The following is a 25,295-nucleotide window of genomic DNA, read 5'->3' on the forward strand; positions in this document are numbered from 1 at the left end:
CTGAATCGTCAGGGGGCCGCTGTTAGCGACGGCCCTTGACGATCTTCTCCTGGCCGACCTCGTCGGCCGAGATCGCCTTGTGCTCCTCGCGCCCGACCGAGGCGAGCGGCTTGCCCTCACCGGTCTGGAACTCGAGCTTGAAGCCGTCGACGGCACGGTGCAGCTCGGCGACGGTGTCGTCGGAGAGCACGTTGGTGTCGCGCAGCGTGGAGAGGACCTGCGTGTTGCGGCCCAGGTAGTCGAGCAGCTCGCGCTCGAAGCGCAGCACGTCAGGGACGGGCACCTCGTCGAGCTTGCCGTTCGTTCCGGCCCAGATCGAGACGACCTGCTCCTCGACGGGGTACGGCGAGTACTGCGGCTGCTTGAGCAGCTCCGTGAGGCGGGCGCCGCGCGCGAGCTGACGGCGCGAGGCGGCGTCGAGGTCCGACGCGAACATCGCGAACGCCTCGAGCGAGCGGTACTGCGCCAGCTCGAGCTTCAGCGTTCCGGAGACCTTCTTGATCGACTTGACCTGGGCGTCACCGCCGACTCGCGACACCGAGATGCCCACGTCGACCGCCGGACGCTGGTTGGCGTTGAAGAGGTCGGACTGGAGGAAGATCTGGCCGTCGGTGATCGAGATCACGTTGGTCGGGATGTACGCCGAGACGTCGTTCGCCTTGGTCTCGATGATCGGGAGACCCGTCATCGAGCCGGCGCCGAGCTCGTCGGACAGCTTCGCGCAGCGCTCCAGCAGGCGGGAGTGCAGGTAGAAGACGTCGCCGGGGTACGCCTCGCGTCCCGGCGGGCGGCGCAGGAGGAGCGACACGGCGCGGTAGGCCTCGGCCTGCTTCGACAGGTCGTCGAAGATGATCAGGACGTGCTTGCCGCCGTACATCCAGTGCTGGCCGATGGCCGAGCCGGTGTAGGGGGCGAGGTACTTGAAGCCGGCGGGGTCCGAGGCGGGGGACGCGACGATCGTCGTGTACTCCATCGCTCCGGCGTCCTCGAGCGCGCCCTTCACCGAGGCGATGGTCGAGCCCTTCTGGCCGATGGCGACGTAGATGCAGCGGACCTGCTTGTTCGCGTCGCCGGACTCCCAGTTGGCCTTCTGGTTGATGATCGTGTCGATCGCGATGGCCGTCTTGCCGGTCTGGCGGTCGCCGATGATGAGCTGGCGCTGTCCGCGGCCGACGGGGATCATCGCGTCGATGGCCTTGATGCCGGTCTGCAGAGGCTCGTGGACCGACTTGCGCGACATGACGCCGGGGGCCTGGAGCTCGAGGGCGCGGCGGCCCTCGGAGGCGATGTCGCCGAGTCCGTCGATCGGGTTGCCGAGCGGGTCGACGACGCGGCCGAGGTAGCCGTCGCCGACGGGGACGGAGAGGACCTCGCCGGTGCGGGTCACCTCCATGCCCTCCTCGATGCCGGAGAACTCGCCGAGGACGACGACGCCGATCTCGTTCTCGTCGAGGTTCTGGGCGAGGCCCAGCACGCCGTTGGAGAAGCGGATCAGCTCGTTCGCCATGACGCCGGGGAGTCCCTCGACGTGGGCGATGCCGTCGGCGGCGTCGATGACGTAGCCGACCTCGGTGGTGGACGCCTTGCCCGGCTCGTACGACGAGACGAAGTCCTTCAGCGCGTCGCGGATCTCATCCGGGCTGATGGTGATATCTGCCATGGGAATTCCTATTCGTTGGGTCCGTGCGAGCCGAAGCGGTCGTCGGGGCCTGACCTGGGTGGTGCGGAGGTCGGAGGCGGCGCGAGCCGCTCCCTGAGGATACGTGCGTCCGTCAGGACGCGAGCTGGAGCTTCAGGTCGGACAGCCGCGCCGAGACGGAGCCGTCGATGACCTCGTCGCCGACGTGCAGTCGCATGCCGCCCAGGAGGGAGGGGTCGACCAGGACGTTGACGGAGACCGGGCGGCCGTACTGGCGCGTGAGCGCCGAGCGGAGCCGGTCGAGCTGCTCGGGGTGCAGCGGAGCCGCGACCGAGACCGTGGCGAGGGTGAATCCGCCCTGGTCGGCGACGACGCCCGCCGCGAAGCGGACGAGCTCGGGGATGCGGCGACCGCGCGGGTGCGCGATCAGCTGGCGGAGGACGGCGAGGGTCTCCGCGGAGGCCTTGCCCTCGAGGAGGCGCTGCACGAGCGCCACCTTCGAGTCCGCCGCGGCGAGCTTGCTGCCGAGCGCGAGCTCGAGCTGAGCATCCGACGCCACGACTGCGCCGAAGGTCTGCAGCTCGGTCTCGAGCGAGACGCCCTCCGGAGTGGCGGACGCGATCGCACGGACCCCGACCTCCTCGATCCCGGCGATCAGATCGCTCGGGCTCGACCAGCGGTGGCCCACGACGACGGTCAGCAGGCGCTTGGCCGGCTCGCCGAAGGGTGCGAACACCCGGGCGACGAGGGCCTGCCTGCTGCCCGCGTCGGTGCTCGGGTCGGACAGGACCGTGCGCAGCTGCGCCTGCCCGTCGATGACCCGGGCCGCCTCGAAGAGCTGCCGGGCGGTGTCGAGGGACGCCTGGCCGCCGAGGGCGGAGAGCTCCGCCTTCGCCGACGCGAGTGCCTGCCTGGACGCGCTGCCCATCAGCTGTTCGCCTTCTCCGAGGCCTCGAGGTCGGCGAGGAAGCGGTCCACGATCGCGGACGCCTTCGCGTCGTCGTTGAGGCTCTCGCCGATGACGCCGGAGGCGAGATCGATGGCGAGGGTTCCGACTTCGGAGCGCAGAGCGACGACGGCCGACTGGCGGTCCGCCTCGATCTGGGCGTGCGCGTTCTGGAGGATGCGCTCGGCCTCGACCTGCGCCTGCTCCTTCTTCGCCGCCACGATCGCGTTGCCGTCGGCGTTCGCCTTCTCGCGGATCACTCCGGCCTCGGCGCGGGCCTCGGCCAGCTGAGCGGTGTACTTCTCGAGTGCGATCTCAGCCTGTCGCTGGGCCTCGTCGGCCTTCGCGATGTTCCCCTCGATCGCGGCGGAGCGCGCGTCGAGCATCGTCTGGATGCGCGGCAGGACCAGCCTCCAGAAGAAGAACAGCAGGATGAGGAAGATCACCCCCGACCAGAAGAAGTCGTAGAACTCCGGGATCAGAATGACCGCGGGGACGTCACCTTCTTCCGCAGCGATGTTCACAGCGGTGCTGAACACGACTACGCCGCGAAGATGAAGTAGGTGGCGAGACCGATGAGCGCGAGCACCTCGGTGAACGCGATGCCGAGGAACATCGTGGTCTGGAGGCGGCCGGCCATCTCGGGCTGGCGCGCCATGGCCTCGACGGTCTTGCCCGCGACGATGCCGACACCGATGCCGGGGCCGATCGCTGCGAGGCCGTAACCGACCGTCGCGATGTTGCCGGTGAGTTCGGCGAGAACGGTGACTGAGTCCACGAGTGGGTCCTTTCAGTGGGGTGATCGTGTGAACGGGCGGGAGCCCGTGAGTAGTGGGGTCAGTGCTCCTCGGCGACGGCCAACTGGATGTAGACCGCAGCGAGGAGAGTGAAGATGTAGGCCTGCAGCACGGCGACCAGCAGCTCGAAGAGCGTGAAGGCGCCGCCGAAGGCGAAGGTCACGACACCGAAGAGCTTGAAGCCCGGGTCGATCTGCGAGCTGAAGAGGAAGAACTGCGTGGCCGAGAAGCACAGCACCAGGAGCAGGTGCCCGACGATCATGTTCATCACGAGCCGCAGCGCGAGCGAGAGCGGACGGATGATGAACGTCTGCAGCAGCTCGATCGGCGTGAGGATGAAGTAGATCAGGAACGGGGCTCCGGGCGGGAAGAGGGCGTTCTTGAAGAAGCCCATCCCCCGGTCCTTGATGCCGGCGTAGATGAAGGTGACGTACGCGACCAGGCCGAGGAAGAGGGGCATGCCCACGACCGACGTTCCCGCGATGTTCAGGAACGGGACGATGCCGGTGAGGTTCATCGCGATGATCGCGAAGAAGATCGTCACCAGGATCGGCAGGAAGCGGCGCGCGTCCTTCTCGCCGAGGATGTCCTTCGCGATCGTCACGCGGACGAAGTCGAAGGCCATCTCCACGACGCTCTGGAAGCGTCCCGGGACGATGCGCATCTTGCGCGTCCCGAGGTAGAAGAACAGCATCAGTGCGATGACCGCGATGAAGCGGACCAGCATGACGCGGTTGATCTCGAAAGGGGTTCCCTCGAAGAGGAAACCGGGCGGGAAGAACTCGGAGATCGACGGGGTGTGGAAGTCACTCTCACCGGTCGAGGACGAGACCAACAGGGTCACAGCGTTAGCAAACAGCGCTAGCTCCTGGAATTCGGGGCGTGGCACGTGGCAGACGAACGACGTGAATCGTTCGGACGCAACGCTCTCGCGACGACGAAAGGTGGGGTATTCCGCTCGGACGGCGTTCGCACTCGGCGGTCGACATCAACGATGAGACGACCTGAGGACGGGCACACGTCGCCTGCGGGGATTGGACCCTACTGTAGCAACAGAACGGCCTGAGAGCCGAATCGTGATCCTCTCAGACGCCACTCGGGCGGCGCTCATCGGGCGATGTCGCTGACGTTCGCCATGCGCGAGCGCGAGACGACGAGGACGTCGATCACGAGCGAGCCGAGGACCGCCGCGATGATCGTGATGAACATGGCGGTGCTGTTCAGCCACGGCTGGTCGCGCAGCACGAGGGCCGCGATCACGAAGAGGACGAACTTCGCGAGCCAGGTGCCGAGCACCACGGCGAAGAAGCCGCCGATGTCCATCCGGTTGGCGACGAGGATGCTGGCGGCGGTGAGCGCCACCATGACCCCGCCGACGACGGCGCCGATCAGGGCGCCGACGGCACCCTCACCGCCGGCGGCGAGGAATCCGACGATCGCGCCGACGACGGCCAGAGCGAGGACGAAGACGCCGCCGACGGCGAGCGTGCGCCGGAGGACGGGCACCGAGGCGGGCTGGGGGCGGGGGGCGGCCGGGGAGGCTCCGGTCATGATGCTTCTTTCCGCGCCTGGTGCGGCGCTGTCGTGTCGCGACCGAGCGGTAGCCCGATCGGCGGACGGCGCGTGTCGGTCTCGGACGCGCGGTCGAGGGGGTCGAGGACGGGGGACGCCTCCGCCGACTGCGCCGCCGCCTCGAGCCGCTTGCGGCGGCTGAGCGGGAGGAGCGTGACGACGGTGCAGGCGAGCAGTCCGATCGCGAGGAAGGCGAGCGGCACCCAGAGCACGTCGACGACGAACATCAGCAGGCAGCTGAAGGCGACGACCGCCGTCCAGGCGTAGAAGATCAGCACGGCGTGCAGGTGCGAGTGCCCCATGTCGAGCAGCCGGTGGTGCAGGTGCTTGCGGTCAGCACTGAACGGCGACTTGCCCGCACGCAGCCGCCGGATCACCGCGAGGCCGAAGTCCATCAGCGGGACGACCAGGATGGCGAACGGCAGGATGATCGGGATGAACGCGGGCAGCAGCTCCTTCGCCGCGAGCTGCGAGGGGTCGATCTGGCCGGTGACGGCGATCGCGGAGGTCGCCATCAGCATGCCGACGAGCAGGGCTCCCCCGTCGCCCATGAACATCTTCGCCGGGCGCCAGTTGATCGGCAGGAAGCCTGCGCAGGCCCCGACGAGGACGACCGCGATCAGCGAGGCCAGGTTGAAGTAGTCGGTCGGCGACGTCTGCTGCACCAGCAGGTAGCTGTAGAGGAAGAACACGCCGTTGGCGATCAGCGCGACGCCGGCGACGAGGCCGTCGAGACCGTCGATGAAATTCAGGGCGTTGGTCACGAGCACGATCGCCAGCACGGTGATGATCAGCGACATCCAGGGCGAGCCGACGGTGAGGCCGCCGATCGGCAGCGAGACGATCTGCACGCCCTTCCAGGCGATGAGACCCGCGGCGATCATCTGCCCCGCGAGCTTCGTCGTCCAGTCCAGGTCCCAGATGTCGTCGGCGACGCCGATCAGGACGATGAGGAGGCTCGCGCCGAGGATCGCGAGGATCGGCTCGGGGTTGGCGAACACCAGCCGGAAGTAAGGCAGCTGCGAGGCGATGCCGAAGCCGACGAGGATCCCGAGGAACATGGCGATCCCGCCCAGGCGCGGGGTCGGCCGGGTGTGCATGTCGCGCACCCGGATCGCCGGGTAGAGCCGGTACCGCAGGCTGAGCTTCCAGATGACCCACGACAGCCCGCAGGTCACGACCGCGACCGCGAGCGAGACCAGGACGAAGGTGATCATCGGCTACTCACCCGGGGTGGAGTCGGGGCGCGCGGTGCCGCTCGCCGCCGGCTCGTCCTGCACCTGAGCGCGCGACGCCCAGTCCGGTCGCGCCGTGGGAGCGGGCTGCTCCTCGGCGGCGACCGGCTCGTCGTCCTCGACGGTCGGGTCGCTGAGCTCGGTGGAGGCGTCGTAGGACGCGACCGGTGCGGGGGCCTCGGGCTCCTCGGCCGTGGCGACGCCGTCGAGGAGGAGGTCGCCGACGACCTCGCGGATGCTCTCGGCCGAGACGACGCCCTGGCGGAGGATGCGCAGGGTGCCGCCCTCGAAGCTGAGCGCGGTCGCGTCGACGATGGTGGAGGACTCGCTGGCGCCGACCGGGCGGTCGCTGTAGCGGCTGCCGGCGGTGCCCGCGTCGAGGTAGACGTCGACGGAGTCGCCGAGCTGGTCGAGCGCCTCCTGGGCGGTGGTGGCGGATGGGCGGCCGGTGCGGTTGGCGGAGGAGACCGCGAGCGGCCCCGTCTCGGCGAGGAGCTCGAGGGTGACCGGGTTGTCGGGCATCCGGAGGGCGACGGTGCCCCGGGTCTCGCCCAGGTCCCAGACGAGGGAGGGCTGCGCGTGCAGCACGATCGTGAGCCCACCCGGCCAGAAGGCCTTCGCCAGCTCGCGGACGGCCTCGGGCACGTTCTCCGCGAGGGCGTCGAGCGCGGCCACGTCGCCGATCAGCACGGGCGGCGGCGACTGCCGGGTGCGCCCCTTCGCGTCGAGCAGGCGCTGCACCGCCGCGGCGTCGAAGGCGTTGGCCGCGATCCCGTAGACCGTGTCGGTCGGCAGGACGACGAGCTCGCCCCGGCCGATCGCGGTGCGCGCGAGACGGGTGCCGGTCAGGAGGTCCGTGTCGACGGAGCAGTCGTAGATGCGTGACATAACGCCGCAATGATACGGGACCACCGGTGGTGACCACCCGGAGGGCGCGCACCGCTCCGGCGGACGGCTCCTGCACGGAGGGACCGCGCCGAGAGGGGGCCCGCTGCACGGAAGCGGGCGATCCGCGCCCCGGGACGCGCCACGCGGGGCGGGACGGAACTGGGCGACCTACCGTGTCCCGGCGGCTCGCCTGCCGTCGTGATCCCCGATCGGGAGGCTCCCTCGATGGACCGGACGTCCTGCTGCGCGACGGAGTCCGAGGCTCCCCGCCCCGGAGCTCGATGATCCACCGCGTCGCCGCACTGCTGCGCTCCTCGACAGCGCGGAGCTCCTCGAACGCCGCCCTCGAGCGGCTCGTCTCCCGCGGCACGAGCGCGGTGGTCGGCCTCGTCGTCGCCGTCCACGTGTCGCCCGCGGAGGCAGGCGTGTACGCGATGGCGTTCCTCGCGCTCTCCCTCCTGCAGGAGATCGGGGAGAACACGGTGCGCCCGCTCGGCGTCGCGATGTGGCGGAGGGAGGGAGGTGCGCGCCAGCTCCGGCGCGCCGCCGCCGTCGTCTCCGTCGGCGGGGCGACGGCGATGGCGGTCGCGATCGGCCTGCTCTGGGCCCTGTCGGCGGCGTCCGCAGCGCAGGCCGTCGCCCTCCTGCCGTTCGTCGCCGTCGCCGCCCTCCACGGAGCGATCCTGCCCGCACTGACCCGGGCGCAGGTCGACGGACGCTGGGCCTCGATCGCGCGGGGCCAGGCCCTCGGCAGCATCGCCTCGATCGTCGTCTGCGTCCCGCTCGCTCCCGTCCTCGGCATCGCGGCGGGATCGCTCCAGACCGTCGTGACCGAGGGGATCCTCCTGCTCCTGCTCTCGAGACGGGGGACGCTGCCGACTCCCGACCTGCCACGTCGGCCGATGCTCAGGGACTACGTGATCCCCACCCTGCAGAGCAACGTCTTCGGCTGGCTGCAGGGCCAGTCCGAGCGGATCGTCCTCTCCGCCCTCGGTGGAGCCACAACACTCGGCCTCTACTCGATCGCGAGTCAGATCGCGCGCGCCGTCTCGGACGCCGTCGTCCTCGGACTCGCGAACGTCCTCCGGGCCCGGCTGGCGAACTCCCGGACGGACGAGGAGCGGCGCGCAGTGCTCCGCTCCGTCGTGATGCAGGCGGCGGTCGGCGCCCTGGTCGTCCAGACGACGATGGTCACCCTGGATCTCCTCGTCCTCGGCCGCGTCCTCGACTCCTCCTGGCATCCCGCCCTGCTGATCGTGCCGATCCTCTCCGTCTCCTCCGCGCCGATCGCCTGCCTGTGGTGCGCCTCCTCGTACCTGATCGTGCAGGGCCGCGCGAGCGTGCTCGTCCCCTGGCACTGGATCGGCGTCGCTCTCAGCATCGGAGCCGGATTCGCCGTCGCCGCCGATCTGCTCGCGGGGGCGTGCGCCGCCGTCCTCCGCGACGCCGTCGCCCTCGCCGGTCGCCTGCCGCACGTCGGGCAGGACATCGGCCGCTCCGGCCTCCTGCGCGTCTCCGGCTGCCTCGCGGCCGGCGTGCTCATCGGCGCCGCAGGCTTCTGCGCCGCGCTCCCCCGCTACAGCTGACCATCCGTGACACCCCCGACCCCTGAGGCGACCCGCCATGACACCACCTCCCACCGGCTCGCACCGCCGATCGCTCGCACGGTCTCCACGACGACCGCCGCCACTGCAGCGGCCCGGTCACGCGGAGTCCTCGCTCCCGGGCGGACCACCCGCGCAGCGCTCGAACGCCGTCTGGCTTCCCGCTCTGGCGGTCCTCCTGCTCGGCGCCGTGGTGGTCGCGGTCGTCACCGGCGAGCTCCAAATCCCGGCGCTCGCCGCTGCGGCGGCCTGCGTGCTGATCGTCGCCCGCCTGCTCCCGCCGGCCGCCGCTCTGACGCTCGTGCTCGTCCTCTACGCGGTCGTCCCGTTCGACTACCTGGCGCTGCCCGCGCCGTTCCCGATCCTCAGTCCGATCATCGTCCTCGCGGCACTCCTGGCGATCGCGACCGGAGCTCCGCCACCGCCCTGGCTCCGCAGGACCCGGCTGATGGCGCCGATCGCGTTCACGGTCTACGCACTGGTGATCCCCGTCCTCCGGCCGCAGGGGCAGATCGAGACGATCGTCTCCTGGACGGCCGTCGTCGTCATCGCGCTGATCGCCCTACCGCTGTGGATGAGCGACCCCTCGGTCTTCCGGCCGCTGACCACCGCCCTCCTCGTCGTGTCGGTCGTCCTTGCGATCGTCGGGACGGTCGAGTTCACGACGCGGTCGAACCTCTACGCCGAGATCTTCGCCTCCGCTCCGTTCCCGCTCACGCAGAAGTGGAGTGTGTACCGGATCATGACGATGCTCGGGCACCCCCTGGTGAACGGGACCTTCTTCGCGTCGGTCGGGTCCCTCGCGTTCGGGCTGTTCCTCAAGGGCGGACGGCCGGGTGCCCTCCTCGGCTTCGCGGCCTGCTGCGCCGGAGTGCTGCTCTCCGGATCACGCAGCGCCATGGTCGCGATCGCGGTCGGCGTCCTGGTGGCGGGCGGCGTGACCGTCTTCCGCCTCACGGGCAGCCGGCTCGTCAGACTGATAGTCGCGTTCGCCCCTCTCCTCGTGATCGTGTCGACCGTGGGCGCTCAGGCCCTCGACCCCCGCTCCGAGACGGAGGAGGGCGCACGGTCCGCGGACGTCCGCGACCTGGTCCTCCGGATCGGTCTGAAGGTGCTGCCGACGGAGTCGGGCCTCTTCGGCTCCGGAGGAGGACTGTCGGGGGTCGTCTTCGCGCAGAACGGCGGGGGGAACTACGTCCTCGAGAGCAGCCTGTGGCAGACGGTGTTCAGCTACGGGATCATCGGCACGACCTTCCTCGTGGCCCACCTCCTGATCGTCCTGATCTGCTCGATCGCCCGGGGTGCGGTGGCCGGCCCCGCGATGCTGGTCGCCTACCTGGTGGCGGCGTCGGCCTTCAACCTCCTCGAATCGGCGCCGGCCTCTCTGATCATCCCGGCGCTCGCCCTCCTGCTGACCATCGCGGAAGCCCGGTCGGAACCGGCACCGCCGCGTGCCCTCCCGCCCGTCCCTCCGCGCCGCGTCGGCCCCGGCGAGCGCCACTCGAGCAGCTCGGGCCCCGCTGCACCAGCAGCGCGGGACGGGCGCGCCGGAGCAGCCGGACCGGCGACGAGCCGGGTCGTTCCGGCCGCGCCGCGCCAAGAGCCCCGGAGACCGCGCCGCACGCCGCAGTGGCGGCGAGCGTCTTGGTAGCGTCCCGCGAGCCGCTGGACACCCCGCCCCCGGCGGACACCGAGGAGTGCTGATGACATCGACGCGCCGCTGGCTGGTCGCCACCACGGAGTACGCGGGGCTGACGCCCTACACCGGCGGAATCGGGCGCGGCTTCGCCTCGCTCCTGCCGGCGCTGGTCAGAGCGGGCGTCGAGGTCGACCTCGTCGTCCTCTCCTGCGACCCGCCTCTCGACGGCTTCGATCCCGAGGGCGTGCGGATCCTCGAGTACGTCCGGCTGCGCCGCCGGCCCGCTGTCGGCCGGCTCCTGCAACGGGCGCTCCACCTGCGCGCCCTCGTCCGCCGCACCCGCTACGACGTGATCTTCCTCGCGGAGTGGGAGGGCCTGGGCGCACTGCTCCCCCGGCACGCGCCGCTCGTGACGAACCTCGCGACCGGCTACCGCATCGCGGACTGGATCGCGGGCCGGTCGACGGAAGGGCGGACTCTCCGCACGCGCCTCCTGATCGGGCTCCAGAAGCGCCTCGAGACCCGCCAGATGAGACGGTCGCGCGGACTCGTGCCGATCTCCCGCGCGGTCCGGGACTGGTACTCGACGCGGATCCCGGAGCTTCCGCCCTCGGTCGTCGTCCGCAACTGCATCGACGTGCCGACGGTGCAGCGGAGCGCGCGGTGCGGCGACCTCCCGGAGGGCTGGCCGCCCGGCCCGGGTCCCGTGGTGCTCTTCCTCAGCCGCATCGAGCGGCGCAAGGGCGTCGAGACCGCGATGCACGCCTTCGAGGCACTGGCCCGGACCCGTCCGGAGGTCTCCTTCGTCTTCGCGGGTGCCTTCTGCTTCCTCGAGCCGACGGAGGCGGAGCTCCTCGGCACGGTCGCCGCCGAGCACCGCGACAGGTTCACGTTCCTCGGCCACGTCGGAGGCGACGGGGTGTTCGCCGCGATCAGGGCCGCCACCGTCGTGACCTGTCCCTCACGCTGGGAGGGCTTCGGGAACGCGGCGCTCGAGGTCAAGGCGGTGGGAACCCCGCTCGTCGCCACCACCGGCAGCGGCTTCGACGACTTCTGCGAGGACGGCGTGGATGCGCTGATGGTGCCTCGGGACGACCGCTCGGCGCTCAGCGAGGCGATCGGACGACTGCTCGACGAGCCCGAGCTCAGGGAGCGCCTCACCGCTCGCGCGATGCGCGGGATCGGTGCCTTCACCGCGGACTCGGTGGCACCGGACCTGCTCGCGGCCGCCCAGCAGCTGCTCGAGGGCACCGGCCGGGTGAGCGGCGGGGCGAGCGCCTCGAACGGGCACCGATGACCCGCCCGAGCACGGCGCGTCTCCGCTCGGTCACGATCGGCGTCCCGGTCCACGGGGTCTCCGCGTACGTCGAGCGCTGCCTCTCCTCGCTGTGGGCGCTCGCGCTGCCGCCCGGATGCACGGTGGAGGTGATCGTCGTCGACGACGCGAGCCCCGACGACTCGATGGTGAAGGTCCGCGCGTCGATCGCGGACGCGCCTCCGGCGTTCTCGGTGCTGGTGGTGACGCACGAGTCGAATCTCGGGCTCGCCGAGGTGCGGAACACGATCCTCGAGCGCGCCTCCGGAGACGCCGTCTGGTTCGTCGACTCCGACGACCACGTCCATCGGGACATGCTCGCGGCGATGGTCGACGCGATGTCCGGCGAGGTGGACGTCGTCGTCACCGGTCTGATCGCCGTCGGCGAGTCGGGCGAGCGGCTGCCCGTCGGAGCGATGCCGTACACCGGGGGCCGCCTCTGGACGGGATGCGACGCCGCGGTCGAGCTCTTCGAGTTCCGGCTCTGGGCCTTCCTCTGGAACAAGCTCCTCCGGCGCGAGCTCTACGCCGGCCTCCGCTTCCCCCGCTCCCGCTCCTACGAGGACACGGCGCTGATGGCCGTCCTGCTCGCGCGTGCGCGCACCGTCTCGTTCGTCGATCGCGAGCTCTACGTCTACTCGGTCCGCCCCGGCGCGATCACGGACGGACTGCGGGTCGACCTCCTGGACCTCTCGAGGAACGTCCGTCACGTCGTGCGCCTGCTCGAGGCGGACTTCCCCCTGCTCGCCGCGCACCCCTCGGTCAGCTCCTACACGGCGCGGGTCGCCCACCTGTCGGCCCTGAACCACGTCGCCGAGCACCCGTCCGCGGGCGATGCCGGACGCACGATCGAGCGGGAGGTCTCGGCCGACGTCCGAGCGAGGGACGTCCTCCGCACCGTCCGCGACGGGCACCTCGCCGTCGCGGCCGCACTCGCCCTCATCGCCGTGTCGCCGAGCGCCTACGTGGGTCTTCGTCGCCGGTCGACGCTGACGCGCATCCTGCGCCAGCTGCGTCGATTCCGGCGCGTCTGACGCGGTCCGAGCGGCGCTGCGCGCCAGTTCCCCGACGAACACGCCCCTCCGGGTCGGCGCCCGGTCCCGCGCGAATAGCGTCCCCGCCATGCCGAAATCCCTCGCCGTCATCGGCACGCGCGGCTACCCCAGCTACTACGGCGGCTTCGAGACCGCGGTCCGCCGGCTCGCCCCCCACCTCGTCGCCGCAGGCTGGGACGTCACCGTCTACGGGCGCCCCGGAGCGACCGTCGACGACGCCGAGGGCCGGGACCCGCGCGTCCGCACCGTCGTCACCTCCGGCTGGGACTCCCGGTCGCTGAGCACGCTGAGCCACGGGCTGAGCGCGACCCGCGACGCGGTGCGCCGCGCTCCCGACGTCGCACTCGTCATGAACGCCGCGAACGGCCTCTTCCTCCCCCTGCTCGAGCGAGCCGGCATCCCCACCCTCGTGAACGTGGACGGCATGGAGTGGGAGCGGGAGAAGTGGGGGCCTCTCGCGCGGTCCGTCTTCCGGAGGGGCGCGCGGATGACCGCGGCGCACGCCACCGAGCTCGCCTTCGACTCGCACGAGATCGCCCGGCGCTGGGGCACCGACTTCCAGCGCGACGGCGTCTTCCTGCCCTACGGCGGAGACGTCCCGCCCGACCTGCCCGTGGAGCCCGGGCTCCGGCACCGGTCGTACGCCCTCCTCGTCTCGCGGTTCGTGCCCGAGAACACCGTCGAGGAGTTCTTCGCCGCCGCTCCCGCGATCGCGCGCACCCACGACGTCGTCATCGTCGGCTCCACCGGCTGCGGCGGCGTGCTGGATCAGCGGGCCGCTCGCCTGGCGGCCTCCCACGAGCGCATCCACCACCTCGGTCACCTCCGCGACGACGCCCGGCTCTTCTCGCTCTGGCAGCACGCCGGCGCCTACTTCCACGGTCACAGCGTCGGCGGCACCAATCCCGCGCTGGTCCAGGCCATGGCCTGCGGCGCTCCGACGGTCGCCCGCGACACCGTCTACAACCGGGAGGTGCTCGGGGAGGGCGGCGTGCTCGTCGCACCGGACGCTCCGTCGATCGCCGCGGCGGTGCAGCGGATGCTCCTCTCCCCCGACGAGCAGTGCGCCACGAGCGACGCGGCCCGCGAGCGCGCCCGCGAGCACTACACCTGGGACGCGGTCTGCTCCGCCTACGAGGAGACCCTCGCCGGGCTGGTGGACGGCGCATCGGCACGGTCGCCCCGTCCGCGCGCCCACCGCCGCCCGCTGGCGAGCCGGTGAGCGGGTCCGTCGGCCGGCGACGCCGTCCCCGCCCTCCGGCCGCGGCGTCCTGTCCGCGAACGATCCTGTTCCTCCATCCCTCCGACGAGACCTACGGCGCCGATCGGGTCCTCCTCGAGGCGCTGCGAGCGGTCCCCGAGGACGTGACGGCCGAAGTCTGGCTCCCGGACGACCTGGACTACCCCGCTCGCCCCCTCACCCGCCTGCTCGAGGAACGCGGTGTCACCGTGCGCCGCATGCCGCTGCCCGTGCTCCGGCGCGCCTACCTCCGGCCGCGCCACCTCCTCTCCTTCCTGCGGCGGACCGCAGCGACCGGCCGGGCGATCCGCGAACTCGATCCGGCGCTCGTCTACGTGAACACCGCCGCGCTCGCGCTCGTGCTGCCCGTCGCCCGCCTCCTCGGTGCACCGACCCTCCTGCACCTGCACGAGCACAGTCGAGGGATCGAGCGCCTGGTCCTCTGCCTGCTGTTCCGCTCGGCGGACCGCCTCGTCGTCGTGAGCCGAGCGGTCGCGGACACGCTGACCGCCTCGAACCGGAGACGGTCGACCGTCGTCCACAACGGATTCGAGAGCGCACCGCCGGTCCCGCTCCCGCAGGGAGACGAACTCGTCTTCGTCCTGGCGAGCAGGTGGAACGCGTGGAAGGGCCACGAGCACTTCCTCCGGGTGTGGAGTCGCCTCCAGCGCCGAGATGTGCGGCTGATCGTCCTCGGCGGGCCTCCGGTCTGCGGGGCCGGAGTGGACGTCCCCGGCATCGTGGCGGGCATGCGGAACGGCGAGTCCGTCGAGGTGCGCGGCGAGTGCGAGGACGTGCGGCGAGTGCTGGACGCGGCGCACGTCGTCGTCGTGCCCAGCACGTCGCCCGATCCTCTGCCGACGATCGCCCTGGAGGCCGCCGCAGCCGGACGAGCAGCCCTCGTCAGCCGCTCCGGCGGGCTGCCGGAGATCGTCCTGGACGGAGTCACCGGGCGCACGCTCGCCCCCGGCGCGGTGGAGGAGTGGGTCGCGGCCCTCGAGGGGCTGGATCGCGCCGCCGTCGAATCGTTCGGACGGGCCGCGCGCGAGCACTCCACGGCGGCGTTCTCGCGGACCGAGTTCGTGCGCCGCATCGGCGAGGAGCTCCGGGCGATGCTGCGATGACGCCGATGACGCCGCCGAGACGCGAACTCGTCGTCGCGAGCCCGTACTCCGAGGGGGCGGCCAGGGCCCTGGTCGCCGGCGCGGCGTCCCGCGGGGCTCTGGCCGCGGAGATCCTTCCGCGGACGAGACTGGTCGCTCTCGCCGCGTCGCTCCCCCTCCCGTCCGCTGCAGCCCGCACGACCTTCGGGCGGCGGATGCGCGTCCTCCGGGACGGCTACGCCGCGTCCCGTCCCCACCGGGTCGAGCAGGTGTCGCATCTGGCCGAGACGGTGCTCCGGGCGGGTCTCCGGCTGCCCTGTCCCGGTCTCGCACTGCGGGCGTCCTACCTCTCCAAGGTCCTCTTCGACCGGGCGGCGGCTGCTGTCGAGCTCCCCGAGGGCGCGGTCGTGCTGGGCTTCCCGGGCGCCTGCCTCGCGCTCTTCCGCGCCCACCCCGACGCCCGGCGGGTCCTCCACGCCGTGGACGCGCATCCGCGCGCGCACAACGGCGAGCTCCTCCGGCACTTCTCCCGCCGCCGGACCTGGGACGAGCGCTACCCCGGGCGCCTCGTGCGCCGGATCGAGAAGGAGCTGCGGCTCGCCGACATCGTCCTCACCCCCTCGGCGATCGTCTCGGAGCAGATGGCCCGGTACGGCGTCGATCGCGCGAAGATCGTGCAGATCCCCTACGGCGTGAGCCTGACCGGCTTCACTCCCGACGGACCGTCCGTCGATCGCGACCCCGAGCGGCGACGAGTCGTCTGCGCGGCCCACCTCTCGCACCGCAAGGGGATCCCCCAGCTCCTCGAAGCCCTTCGAGGACTGCCGGTGGACCTCGTCCTGGCCGGCGGAGTCTTCGATCGGCGCCTGCTCCGCGGTGCCCCGCCGAACGTGATCGTCACCGGCCCGCTCTCCGCGGACGAGCTCGCGCGGGAGTTCCGGGCCGCGGACGCCTTCGTCCTCCCGACGCTGGAGGACGCCTGCTCCCTGGTCGTCGCCGAAGCCGCGGCCTCCGGGCTCCCGGTGATCACGACCGACGCCAACGGCGCCTCCGCCCTCCTCGACCCGCGGCACAGCACGGTCCTGACCGCGGGAGACGTCCTGGCGCTCCGGGAAGCGCTCAGCAGGGTGCAGCCGCTCGATCGTGCGACCCGGCTGGCGATCGCGGAGTCGGCGCGCACCGCGGCGACGTCGATCACCGACTGGAGCACCTACGCGGAGCGGGTGCTCGACGTCGTCCTCGCCTAACGAGGGGCACGGGTCACGGGCGATCGGGCGGGCTGCGGTGCGCGGCACGGGCGGAACTGAGAGAATCTCTCGCAATAGCGAGCACACCTGATTTTCTCGTGTACGGTGCTGTTCCTGTCCTCCTCGCTCGAGGCGGCGCCGCTCTCGGCGCCCGCCTCTCGCTCCCGCCCCTCACCGAAGAAGAGACCATCGCCATGCTCCGACGCCTTGACGGCACCGAACCCCGGGTCATCGCCGTGACCGTGTCCACCGGGAAGCGCACGGCGACACTCGCCCGCGTCGTCGAGGCGGCGCTGCAGGCCGGCGCCGACTCGGTGCACGTCGTCTTCAGCGGCAACGGCGGCCAGGAGCGCGTGCTGCGCGGACTGCTCCCGGCAGGCCTCGACGCCCGAGTGAGCGCCACGGTCCTTCCGAACGACCTCGGCACCGCCGGCGGCTTCCGCGCCGCGATCGAGCACTGCCGGACGCAGGAGCTGGACTACGCCTGGCTCCTCGAGGACGACACCGCGCCGCGGCCGGACGCGCTCGCCGTGCTGCTGACCTCTCCCCTGGCGCTCGATCCGAGGGCCTGCCACGCGAGTCTGCGCGAGACCGACTTCTACCAGTCCCAGCTCGTCACGGGTCGGCCCGCCGCCGAGGTGTTCCCGAGCCCCGGCCGGTTCCTGGACAACGACGTGCGCCGGCTCCTCCGGCGCGGGGCCTGCGGCCGCTGCGGGGCGCGCCCGCAGGAGCCGATCGTGGTTCCGATCGCGCCCTACGGCGGCCTGCTGGTCTCTCGGGCCGCGCTCGTGGAGGTGGAGCCGCCGCGTCAGGAGTTCGTGCTCCGAGGTGACGACCGGGACTGGACGCGGCGGATCACGCGGGCCGGCTTCACGATCAATGTGCACCCTCTGAGCCGGATCGATGAACTCGACCGGCGCCGGGAAGCGACCGAGCGCGCGTCGGCGACCGACGTGCTCCTGCACTCCTCGAACTCCCACGAGCTCTACCTCGCCGTCCGGAACCGGACCGCCCTCGACCTCGAGCTGGCCCGGACGGAGGGGCGCCGCGGCAGCACCGTCTTCGCGCTGAACCGCGGGATCTACTGCGCCGCGCTGGCGGCCCGGGGCCTGCGATGGGGCCGGGTTGCGACGGCCGGCACGATCCTCCGGGGCGTCGTCGCGGGCAGCCGGGGGCGCTTCCTCTCCGTACGCTGACGCGCCGCCGGTCCCCAGGGTCGGGCCGTCGATCCCCCAGGGCGGGCCGTCGGCTCCCAGGGCGGGCCGTCGGCTCCCCGGGTCGGGTCGCCGGGTCGCGGGGTCAGGACGCCAGGAGGCCGAGCTCGACGAGCTCGTCGAGGAGCTGCTCGATCTCCGCCCGCCGGCCGTCGGCGAGCACGTCGCCGAGGTCGTCCGCGGTCCGCACGACCGCGGCGGCCTCTGCTCTCGTGCCCGCGTCCTGAGCGGAGAACCGCTCCCAGAGCAGCCGAGCCGACCCTTGCAGCACGACCGGCTGCGCGCCCGCGGGGGCACGGAGGGGCAGGAGGTAGAGGCCCTGCGGGGTCGCCATCGCCGCCACGCGGGACCCCGTCGCGGACCGCCCGCAGGACGTCCGCGCGCCGTCGACGACGACCCCTGTGGCCTGAGCCGTCCGCTCGGTGCCGGGCGCCGGCACGGGAGCTCCGCCGACGGGTGCGGTTCCTCCGGGCACGAGTCGCGGAGCAGCGGCCGCGTCGGCGTCCGCCCGGGAGGCGCGGCGCACGGCCACGAGGTCCTGGATCGCGGGCAGGAGCGCACGCGTCGCGGCGACGAAGCGCCGCGCACGGATCGCCAGGCGAGCGGAGGCGGTCGGCGGGAGCAGCGGGTGGTCGATCACGAGGTCCCGGCCGGTGGGGTGGAGCGCTCGCCGGAGCACGACGAGACGCTCCGCGAGCGTCGGCGCCTGGACGATCGCCAGCAGCCAGTCGGCCGTCCTGCTCGGCCGGCGCGTGCGCAGCCGCCAGAGCGCGTACTGGCGACTCGGCCGGGCGGGCAGCGCGACGGTCCTGCCGATCCGCGCGAGGAAGGGGGCGATCGGCTCCAGGCAGCCGAGCTCCGCGGCTCGAGCGACCACCGCCTCCTCCCGGCCCTGTGCCGCGACCACCGCGACGAGCTCCTCGAACTCCTCCTCGCTCCGCTGCTGATACGGCGAGCGCAGGCTGTGCAGGGCGGAGACGACGACGGACGTGTCGAAGCCGATCGCCCGCACCGGCACTCCGGCGACGACCACCTCGCAGCGGGTCCGCCAGAGCACCTCGAAGGCGAGCTCCGGATCGACGAAGAAGCCGGGCCAGCTGGTGTGCACGTCGATGTCGCAGGGCCAGGAGGCGTGGAGGAGGGTGATCGAGTGGGTCACGAACGCCCGGTGCGCGGCGGACCCCGGCCGGACCGACCAGCCGCGCTCGCCGAGCAGGGTGAGGAGGCGGTCCGCATCGCCCGGGGCGACCAGGACGTCCGCGTCGCTGGAGGGATGGGGACGGCGGATCCGGTGCGCATCGGCGATCGGGCCCTTGAGGAACAGGGCGCGGATCCCCGCGCCGCGGACGAGGTCGTCCACGAGGGCGTGGACGAGGCCGACGGCGGCGGCGAGCGGGAGGTCGACGACGGGTCGCATGGTCGCTGCCTGTGCTCCGTCCTCCGGGACGCGGTTCCGCGCCGCAGGAAACCGTAGGAGCCGTCGGTCGGAGAACGGCCCCGGGGCGCGGCATCGCGGGTCCGCGTGCGCGGGACGTCGCCCGCGCCGGGTGGGCCGCTCCCGGCCGGTGGGCGCCGCGGTGCCGTCCAAGCGTCCGCTCGTGGTGCGGTAACGTCCCTGCTGGAAGCCCCTGTCCCCGTCCCTCCCACTCACAGCAGGAGCACTCGTGCGAATCCTCGTCACCGGCGGAGCCGGCTTCATCGGCAGCAACTTCGTCCACCTGACCCTCCGCGAGCGACCCGACGCGCGGATCACCGTGCTGGACAAGCTCACCTATGCGGGCAACCGCGCCTCCCTCGCCCCGGTCGCCGACCGGATCACGTTCGTCGAGGGCGACATCGCCGACGCCGAGCTGGTCGACCGGCTGGTCGCCGACACCGACCTGGTCGTGCACTTCGCCGCGGAGTCGCACAACGACAACTCGCTGAACGATCCGACGCCGTTCCTCGAGACCAACATCATCGGCACCTTCACGCTGCTGCAGGCCGTGCGGAAGCACGACGTCCGCTACCACCACATCTCGACCGACGAGGTCTACGGCGACCTCGAGCTCGACGACCCGGCGAAGTTCACGGAGCAGACGCCGTACAACCCCTCCAGCCCGTACTCCTCGACGAAGGCCGGCAGCGACCTGCTCGTGCGCGCGTGGGTCCGCTCCTTCGGCGTGAAGGCGACGATCTCGAACTGCTCGAACAACTACGGGCCGTACCAGCACGTCGAGAAGTTCATCCCCCGGCAGATCACGAACGTGATCGACGGCGTTCGGCCCAAGCTCTACGGCGCCGGCGAGAACGTCCGCGACTGGATCCACGTCGACGACCACAACAGCGGCGTGTGGGCGATCATCGAGCGCGGTGCCATCGGCGAGACGTACCTGATCGGCGCGGACGGCGAGAAGAACAACCTGGAGGTCGTGACCCTGATCCTGGAGGAGTTCGGCCAGGGCGCCGACGCCTTCGACCACGTCACCGACCGGCCCGGCCACGACCTCCGCTACGCGATCGACTCCACGCGCCTGCGCACGGAGCTGGGCTGGGAGCCGCGCTACACGGACTTCGAGTCGGGCCTCGCCGCGACGGTGCAGTGGTACCGCGAGAACGAGGACTGGTGGCGTCCGCAGAAGGCGGCGACCGAGGCGAAGTACTCGGCACAGATCAGCACCACCCCGTAGCGCCTGGCGCTGCTGAGGGCCGCGGCCGTCGTCTCAGGACGGCGGCCGATTCTGGGCGCCTGAAGACGACGCTATGCAGTCCCGGGCACGTCAGGCGTCGCGCAAGCACGGCTTGTGAACCTTGTTCGCTGGACCCGGTGGGGAGCCGTTGTTCACGTCACCCGGACGGCGAATCGCATCTCGAAGGGAGCGCATCCTGCCCTCCCCTGGGTCAACGCGCTCCCGACCCTCCGCTCCCCCGCGGCTGCGCCCCTCGCCGACGGCCGAGGCCAGTACTGAGAGGTGGCCGACGCGTTGCACTGCTCACACTCGTCCTCGCCGGGGCGTTAGCGGCCGGACTGGTACAAATCGGGGACGCTCCAACCTTTGCGGCTGGCTCCGCCACCGCCCTTGGGAACCCGCGAGAGCGACTCCCCCGCATCGACGCCGATAGGCACCAGGAACACATTGACCCCGACGACGGGCAGCGGCGGGGCTTTCACGCGGCAGTCGACCGCCGGGGTCGCTAGAGCTTCTTCACGGCAACCGCCAGCACCTGGACGGAGGAAAAGAACAGCTCTCCAGATCAGCCTGACGTTAGAGACAGGAGTCGCTGACCCAGCGGCTCACTCAGCATTCGACTCGCCTCGACTGTGAGGTGATGAGCATCGCGATAGAGGAGAACGTTTCCGATGATAGGTCCGCAAACCGTGGCACTGCAGAGGTAATCGTTGACGTCGATCAAAGCAGCCCCCACTGCCGCGGCAGCTGCTGTCTCCGCTCGGTCTACGATCGGGTTTTCGGCTGCTGCACGCCTGACAGAACATTGCTCTGAGTCATCGAGGTGAACGGAAAGGCAGATCGCCGGCGAAGTCCCCATGAACGGCGTATCCCTGATCACCGCTGCCTTTTCTGCGCCTATTCGACTAATAGTCGACTCAACACCCTCACGCCATGAATCCGCGATGCTTTTATCGTCCGACGTCAGCACTTCCTGGCGCGAATAATTGGCGAGGATCAACAGTCCCACTTCTTCGCCGGCGAGCTTCGTCGTGACTTTCTCCCGCCACTCCGCACACGCGGAGTAAACATTGCCGAGAAGCTGAGTCGAGACGTCTGCGGAGGGGCATGCGGACTTGGTGTATGTCTCGAGTCTCACCCCGACTCTGTCGGCCCAATCCAAGAGAGCCGGGAACCACTGCGCCGCGTGAGAATCTCCGAAGAGCGCCACTGTCTCAAGTGAGTCCGGATCCCCGAAGACACAGTTCTGCACGTCAGTAGCGGCGTAGTCGAGGTGGCAGCCGTCGGAATAGATGGCGGGATTCGACTGCTCGGCACCGCGAAGAGAAGGCACCATGTTGTCGGGAACCGACCGAGAGAACGAGGGCTGCGGCGAGAACGAGACCGGTGCGGCTGACCTGCCGGAGTCGAGAGGCCTTGCGTCGGACACCACCCCACTTCCGAGGCTCGCCGACGCGACGACAAGGGATGTCACCAAGGCAGCGATGAGTGACGCGCGTGGACGCGCGCGCGCAAGTGGGCCCCTCTTCTGTGCGGGCTCCTCGATGTACCGATGACTCAGCCAGGACAACGGAACCGTCAGAGCAGCGATCGCGAGGCCGGTCCAGATCGGAAGCGGTGTCAGCGATGCCGCCGCTGGGATCACGAGCAACGGCCAGTGCCACAGATACATCGAGTACGAGATCGTCCCCACGAACTGCAGGGGCCGAGCGCCGAGAACCACGATCGGACCCCACGGACGCTGGATGTGAGCGCTACCCGACCAGATAATCATCGCTGCGCCGACGGTCGGTACCAGCGCGGCGTAGCCCGGAAACAACGTGCTCGAGTCGAAGAGGGACCCTGCACCGAGGATGAGACCGAGACCGAGCCATCCCAGAACTGCGTTGACCGCCGACGAGAACGGCGTGAACGACCGGGACACCGCTAACGCAACGAGTCCTCCCACGCCCAACTCCCAGGCTCTCGTCGGCAAGCTGAAGAACGCCCACGGCTGCGAAATCGTCGTCAGAACGAGCCCCAGAGCGAAACTCAACGCTACGAGGGCTCCGATGACCAAGGAGAACCGCCGGCCCACGCCGCGGGTCAGGCGATAGACGAGCCAGAGTACGAGCGGCCAGAACAGGTAGAACTGCTCTTCGACCCCGAGCGACCAGAAGTGTTGGAACGGTGACGGCGCCGTCTCCGCCAAGTAGTCCGTCCCGACGTACGCGAAGAGCACGTTCGGCACGTACAGCGCCGACGCGGCAGCATCCCTCATGGCATCCCACACTCGTAGGGGCGGGAGAAAAACCAGCGACCCGATCACAGCGAAGACGAGCACGAAGAAGGCGACGGGGAGGATTCGCCTCACACGGCGCGCGTAGAACGACGCCAGGTCGAGACGTCCGTTCCGTTCGAGTTGAGTCAACAGGTGGCTCGTGATCAGGAATCCGGAAATCACGAAGAAGATGTCTACGCCGACGTAACCCCCACCGAGGAAGGGGACGCCGGCGTGATAGAGCACTACGAGTCCGACAGCGACTGCGCGAAGGCCGTGGATGTCCCGCCGGAAAGACGAACGAGCTGTGTTCACAGATGTTGCCGTCGCGACGATGTTCGGTCTCGCTTCCGCGAAGCGTCGATCGTCTCGAGTGCGCTTCGCTCGTAGCTCGCGCAGATACTCTCCCAGGAGTACTCCGCCCGACCGCGTTCGAACGCACTTCTGCTCAATCGGTCCTGCAGGACAGGGTTCGACAAGAGATTCTGCACGCCTTCGACGATGGCCTCGGTTGTCGGAGCGACGAAAAGCCCAGTTTCTCCGAGAACCTCTCGGTTGTACACCGTGTCGCGAGCGACCGTCGGGGCGGCGCAGGACATCGCCTGCACGAGCGCAGGGTTTGTGCCACCGACACTATGACCGTGAAAGTACGCTCCCGCGTGTGCCCACAGCGCGTACAGGCGACCATCATCGCTCACATGACCGAGCCAGTGGACGCGTGAGCTGGACTCTCCGAGTTGTCGAGCCTGCTCATCGAGAGGACCTCCGTAGCCGGTAGAACCCACAATCACCACGTCATGCGTCTCGGCGATGATCCGCGCAGCGTCGAGGAACTCGCTGACCGTGTTCTCCGGAACGAAACGAGCCACCATGAGGGCGTACTCGCGGTGGACGAGCGGAGCTTCGACCTCTCGCGCGACCGGAGCGTCGCCTCCGTACGGTATGAAGTCCCCGTCTCTACCGAACTCGTCGCGCCAACGCTGGCCGATCGCTCGTGCGTCGAAGACCAGTCGGTCTCCCCACCAGGCAGTCATCTTGGCGCCGGCGCGAAACATCACTTTCGCGACCCGTCCCCATTTCGCGCGATCCCATTCGATCCCGTCTACGTTCACGAGAGTCGGAATCCCCCTGAGACGCAAGAGCGGGAGCCAGAAACCGTTAGCCACGTTCATGACTATCGCGACGTCCGGCTTTTTCCAAAAGGCATGTAATGTGGCCATCAAGCCATAGGACAGGGTGCTCAAAGATTTCGACTCGATACCTGGAGTCACGACGGTCCGCACACGGCGATCGATCTCAGGGTCGTCGGGCCGGGTCGAGCCATCGCGTCCGTAGACAGTGACATCCCATCCCTGCTCCGCCAGATACGGAGCGATTTTCCGCACAGCAGTCTCGAAGCCGCCGTAGTAGCTGGGGTAGCCGCGAGTGCCGATGATGGCGACGGAACGAGACACTCACTACCACTTTCGTCTGGCAATCAAGGATGAATAGATCGAGATCAGATCGCTGGCATGGCTCCACGACGCTTCCGTCGTTTCGAGCACCGGTGCTAAACCGGACTCACACGACGGGCGCTCCGGCTTCTCCGATGTAGTCTATTGCATGACGAGGACAGCGAGAGTTCCTCAGCCGACCGTGGTAAGTGAGGCCCGCCATCCCCCGGGAAACGTGTTCTATGTCCTCCACAAAACCCCCTCTAAGAAGGGCCATCAAGTGACCCGAGTACTTCTCGCGCATCCCGGTGCGGAGCTCTACGGCAGCGATCGAATGGCAGTTGCGACCGTCGCTGCACTCACTCGAACGGGGTTCGAGGTGACCGTCGCCGTCCCGAACGACGGACCACTTCTGGATCTGTTCAGGGACGCGGGCGCGGATGTGGTGATCATCGCGCTCCCCGTTCTGAGGAAGTCGCTGCTCAGACCGCTGCAGCTCCTGAGGCTCGTCGCGACGATGCCGGCAACGCTGATCCGAGCCGTCGGCCTGATCCGTCGGTCCTCCGCGGACCTGCTCTACGTGAACACGATCACTCAGCCGTGGTGGATCGCGGCCGGACGTCTTGCCCGCATCGGGGTCATCGCTCACGTCAGAGAGGCAGAGTCCGAACTCTCGAACCTGCTCAAGCGCCTCCTCTCCCTTCCGCTCACGTTCGCTCACGCCATCCCCTGTAACAGTCGGGCGACCGAAGAGCACGTGCACCGCTTCGGGCTCTGGACCAAGTCCAAGACGTCGCTGCTGTACAACGGGAAAGATTGGTCGCGGTACCTGGAGGTCCCTCCGACGAGCACCGTGGCAGCGAAGGTGGTTCTGCTCCTCGTAGGAAGGATCAGCCCTCGCAAGGGAACGGACACCGCGGTCGAGGCCACCGCCATCCTCCGAGGCAGGGGCTACCCGGTCCACCTCACCCTGGTCGGGGATGTCTTCCCCGGCTACGAATGGTTTCCCGAGCAGCTCAGAGCTGACGCGCAACGATTGGAGATCGCTGACCACGTGGAGTTCGCCGGCTTCAGCCCCGACCCTGTCGGGGCGTTCGCTTCGGCGAACATCGTGATCGTGCCTTCTCGCGTGGAGCCGTTCGGCACTGTCGCAGCCGAAGGCATGGCCGCAGCACGTTGTACCGTGGTCGCTCGGACTCAAGGCCTTGTCGAGATCGTTGACAGCCCCCTGGTGGGCTCCACCTTTGAGCCCGGTGACGCGAAGGGGCTGGCTGATGCATGCGCTGCTCTGATCGAGGACCCCGAGGGCGCTACTCTGATCGCATCGGCGGGACGTGAGAGTGTTGTGGCTCGATTCTCGACCGAGGGTTACGCGACCGAGACCGTGAAACTCGTCTCTGATCTTGTCAGGAGCCGGTGAGCCTATGCGAGTGTGCATC

The 25,295-nt window shown here is 70.0% G+C and carries 21 protein-coding genes; 10 read left to right on the forward strand and 11 right to left on the reverse strand.

All coding sequences use genetic code 11. The features are described from left to right. Positions 1-22 precede the first annotated feature (22 nt). The 8 genes from atpA to EDF43_RS04140 form a co-directional block, all read right to left on the reverse strand. Complete coding sequence (atpA, locus tag EDF43_RS04105; RefSeq protein ID WP_132435743.1) at positions 23-1,660, reverse strand: F0F1 ATP synthase subunit alpha; 1,638 nt, start codon at positions 1,658-1,660, stop codon at positions 23-25. 112 nt (positions 1,661-1,772) lie between these two features. Beyond that, positions 1,773-2,567, reverse strand: a complete 795-nt coding sequence (locus tag EDF43_RS04110; protein WP_123735363.1) for a F0F1 ATP synthase subunit delta — start codon at positions 2,565-2,567, stop codon at positions 1,773-1,775. Then, a complete protein-coding gene (locus EDF43_RS04115; protein ID WP_243582674.1) occupies positions 2,567-3,124 on the reverse strand; it encodes a F0F1 ATP synthase subunit B in 558 nt (185 codons plus the stop codon). Before EDF43_RS04115 ends, EDF43_RS04110 begins: the two co-directional genes overlap by 1 nt. Before the next feature lie 2 nt (positions 3,125-3,126). Further along, positions 3,127-3,363 carry an ATP synthase F0 subunit C gene (locus EDF43_RS04120; RefSeq protein ID WP_055794702.1) on the reverse strand — a complete coding sequence of 79 codons (237 nt, stop codon included), beginning with the start codon at positions 3,361-3,363 and terminating at the stop codon, positions 3,127-3,129. Positions 3,364-3,422: 59 nt separating this feature from the next. Next, positions 3,423-4,226, reverse strand: a complete 804-nt coding sequence (gene atpB, locus EDF43_RS04125; protein ID WP_123445503.1) for a F0F1 ATP synthase subunit A — start codon at positions 4,224-4,226, stop codon at positions 3,423-3,425. Between the two features lie 263 nt (positions 4,227-4,489). Further along, entirely contained in the window at positions 4,490-4,933 is a 444-nt protein-coding gene (locus EDF43_RS04130) for a hypothetical protein (protein WP_132435744.1), read from the reverse strand. Beyond that, positions 4,930-6,171 carry an MraY family glycosyltransferase gene (locus tag EDF43_RS04135; RefSeq protein ID WP_123735361.1) on the reverse strand — a complete coding sequence of 414 codons (1,242 nt, stop codon included), beginning with the start codon at positions 6,169-6,171 and terminating at the stop codon, positions 4,930-4,932. Before EDF43_RS04135 ends, EDF43_RS04130 begins: the two co-directional genes overlap by 4 nt. Positions 6,172-6,174: 3 nt before the next feature. Next, positions 6,175-7,077 carry an L-threonylcarbamoyladenylate synthase gene (locus EDF43_RS04140; protein ID WP_123445500.1) on the reverse strand — a complete coding sequence of 301 codons (903 nt, stop codon included), beginning with the start codon at positions 7,075-7,077 and terminating at the stop codon, positions 6,175-6,177. Between the two features lie 281 nt (positions 7,078-7,358). Here EDF43_RS04140 and EDF43_RS04145 point away from each other — a divergent pair, with 281 nt between their 5' ends. The 8 genes from EDF43_RS04145 to EDF43_RS04180 all read left to right on the forward strand — a co-directional run bounded on the left by EDF43_RS04145 (position 7,359) and on the right by EDF43_RS04180 (position 17,476). Further along, complete coding sequence (locus EDF43_RS04145; protein WP_132435745.1) at positions 7,359-8,663, forward strand: oligosaccharide flippase family protein; 1,305 nt, start codon at positions 7,359-7,361, stop codon at positions 8,661-8,663. A gap of 37 nt (positions 8,664-8,700) precedes the next feature. After that, positions 8,701-10,332, forward strand: coding sequence for a hypothetical protein (locus tag EDF43_RS04150; protein WP_132435746.1), 1,632 nt, complete (start codon positions 8,701-8,703; stop codon positions 10,330-10,332). Between the two features lie 52 nt (positions 10,333-10,384). Continuing rightward, positions 10,385-11,617 (forward strand): glycosyltransferase family 4 protein, encoded by a 1,233-nt coding sequence (locus EDF43_RS04155; protein ID WP_132435747.1) that lies wholly within the window; start codon positions 10,385-10,387, stop codon positions 11,615-11,617. Further along, positions 11,614-12,669: a glycosyltransferase family 2 protein gene (locus EDF43_RS04160; protein ID WP_132435748.1), complete on the forward strand. Its 1,056-nt coding sequence runs from the start codon at positions 11,614-11,616 to the stop codon at positions 12,667-12,669. Before EDF43_RS04155 ends, EDF43_RS04160 begins: the two co-directional genes overlap by 4 nt. An 88-nt stretch (positions 12,670-12,757) precedes the next feature. After that, a complete protein-coding gene (locus EDF43_RS04165; protein ID WP_132435749.1) occupies positions 12,758-13,912 on the forward strand; it encodes a glycosyltransferase in 1,155 nt (384 codons plus the stop codon). A 143-nt stretch (positions 13,913-14,055) separates the two neighbouring features. Continuing rightward, on the forward strand, positions 14,056-15,054 hold the full coding sequence (locus tag EDF43_RS04170; protein WP_132435750.1) for a glycosyltransferase family 4 protein: 999 nt from the start codon (positions 14,056-14,058) through the stop codon (positions 15,052-15,054). Between the two features lie 5 nt (positions 15,055-15,059). Beyond that, positions 15,060-16,280, forward strand: a complete 1,221-nt coding sequence (locus tag EDF43_RS04175; RefSeq protein WP_165909013.1) for a glycosyltransferase family 4 protein — start codon at positions 15,060-15,062, stop codon at positions 16,278-16,280. A 194-nt stretch (positions 16,281-16,474) separates the two neighbouring features. Continuing rightward, on the forward strand, positions 16,475-17,476 hold the full coding sequence (locus tag EDF43_RS04180; protein ID WP_132435752.1) for a glycosyltransferase: 1,002 nt from the start codon (positions 16,475-16,477) through the stop codon (positions 17,474-17,476). A 103-nt stretch (positions 17,477-17,579) separates the two neighbouring features. Here the strand turns inward: EDF43_RS04180 and EDF43_RS04185 are convergent, their stop codons facing one another. Then, a complete protein-coding gene (locus EDF43_RS04185) occupies positions 17,580-18,911 on the reverse strand; it encodes a nucleotidyltransferase family protein (RefSeq protein WP_132435753.1) in 1,332 nt (443 codons plus the stop codon). Positions 18,912-19,158: 247 nt separating this feature from the next. Here EDF43_RS04185 and rfbB point away from each other — a divergent pair, with 247 nt between their 5' ends. Next, complete coding sequence (gene rfbB, locus EDF43_RS04190; RefSeq protein WP_132435754.1) at positions 19,159-20,163, forward strand: dTDP-glucose 4,6-dehydratase; 1,005 nt, start codon at positions 19,159-19,161, stop codon at positions 20,161-20,163. A gap of 565 nt (positions 20,164-20,728) precedes the next feature. Here the strand turns inward: rfbB and EDF43_RS04195 are convergent. Continuing rightward, complete coding sequence (locus EDF43_RS04195) at positions 20,729-22,738, reverse strand: acyltransferase family protein (RefSeq protein WP_165909014.1); 2,010 nt, start codon at positions 22,736-22,738, stop codon at positions 20,729-20,731. Then, on the reverse strand, positions 22,735-23,877 hold the full coding sequence (locus EDF43_RS04200) for a glycosyltransferase (RefSeq protein ID WP_132435756.1): 1,143 nt from the start codon (positions 23,875-23,877) through the stop codon (positions 22,735-22,737). Before EDF43_RS04200 ends, EDF43_RS04195 begins: the two co-directional genes overlap by 4 nt. A gap of 148 nt (positions 23,878-24,025) precedes the next feature. Between EDF43_RS04200 and EDF43_RS04205 the strand changes: the two genes are divergently transcribed. Beyond that, positions 24,026-25,276 (forward strand): glycosyltransferase, encoded by a 1,251-nt coding sequence (locus EDF43_RS04205; protein ID WP_132435757.1) that lies wholly within the window; start codon positions 24,026-24,028, stop codon positions 25,274-25,276. The last annotated feature ends 19 nt before the right edge of the window (positions 25,277-25,295 follow it).

It is taken from the genome of Rathayibacter sp. PhB179 (assembly GCF_004345345.1).
Classification (GTDB): Bacteria; Actinomycetota; Actinomycetes; order Actinomycetales; family Microbacteriaceae; genus Rathayibacter; species Rathayibacter festucae.

What these genes read in the sequence shown, in the direction of transcription:
- atpA (WP_132435743.1), bottom strand. Translation starts at nt 1,660, where the DNA reads ATGGCAGATATCACCATCAGCCCGGATGAGATCCGCGACGCGCTGAAG.
- EDF43_RS04110 (WP_123735363.1), bottom strand. Translation starts at nt 2,567, where the DNA reads ATGGGCAGCGCGTCCAGGCAGGCACTCGCGTCGGCGAAGGCGGAGCTC.
- EDF43_RS04130 (WP_132435744.1), bottom strand. Translation starts at nt 4,933, where the DNA reads ATGACCGGAGCCTCCCCGGCCGCCCCCCGCCCCCAGCCCGCCTCGGTG.
- EDF43_RS04135 (WP_123735361.1), bottom strand. Translation starts at nt 6,171, where the DNA reads ATGATCACCTTCGTCCTGGTCTCGCTCGCGGTCGCGGTCGTGACCTGC.
- EDF43_RS04140 (WP_123445500.1), bottom strand. Translation starts at nt 7,077, where the DNA reads ATGTCACGCATCTACGACTGCTCCGTCGACACGGACCTCCTGACCGGC.
- EDF43_RS04145 (WP_132435745.1), top strand. Translation starts at nt 7,359, where the DNA reads ATGATCCACCGCGTCGCCGCACTGCTGCGCTCCTCGACAGCGCGGAGC.
- EDF43_RS04150 (WP_132435746.1), top strand. Translation starts at nt 8,701, where the DNA reads ATGACACCACCTCCCACCGGCTCGCACCGCCGATCGCTCGCACGGTCT.
- EDF43_RS04155 (WP_132435747.1), top strand. Translation starts at nt 10,385, where the DNA reads ATGACATCGACGCGCCGCTGGCTGGTCGCCACCACGGAGTACGCGGGG.
- EDF43_RS04160 (WP_132435748.1), top strand. Translation starts at nt 11,614, where the DNA reads ATGACCCGCCCGAGCACGGCGCGTCTCCGCTCGGTCACGATCGGCGTC.
- EDF43_RS04165 (WP_132435749.1), top strand. Translation starts at nt 12,758, where the DNA reads ATGCCGAAATCCCTCGCCGTCATCGGCACGCGCGGCTACCCCAGCTAC.
- EDF43_RS04175 (WP_165909013.1), top strand. Translation starts at nt 15,060, where the DNA reads ATGACGCCGCCGAGACGCGAACTCGTCGTCGCGAGCCCGTACTCCGAG.
- EDF43_RS04180 (WP_132435752.1), top strand. Translation starts at nt 16,475, where the DNA reads ATGCTCCGACGCCTTGACGGCACCGAACCCCGGGTCATCGCCGTGACC.
- EDF43_RS04185 (WP_132435753.1), bottom strand. Translation starts at nt 18,911, where the DNA reads ATGCGACCCGTCGTCGACCTCCCGCTCGCCGCCGCCGTCGGCCTCGTC.
- EDF43_RS04205 (WP_132435757.1), top strand. Translation starts at nt 24,026, where the DNA reads ATGACGAGGACAGCGAGAGTTCCTCAGCCGACCGTGGTAAGTGAGGCC.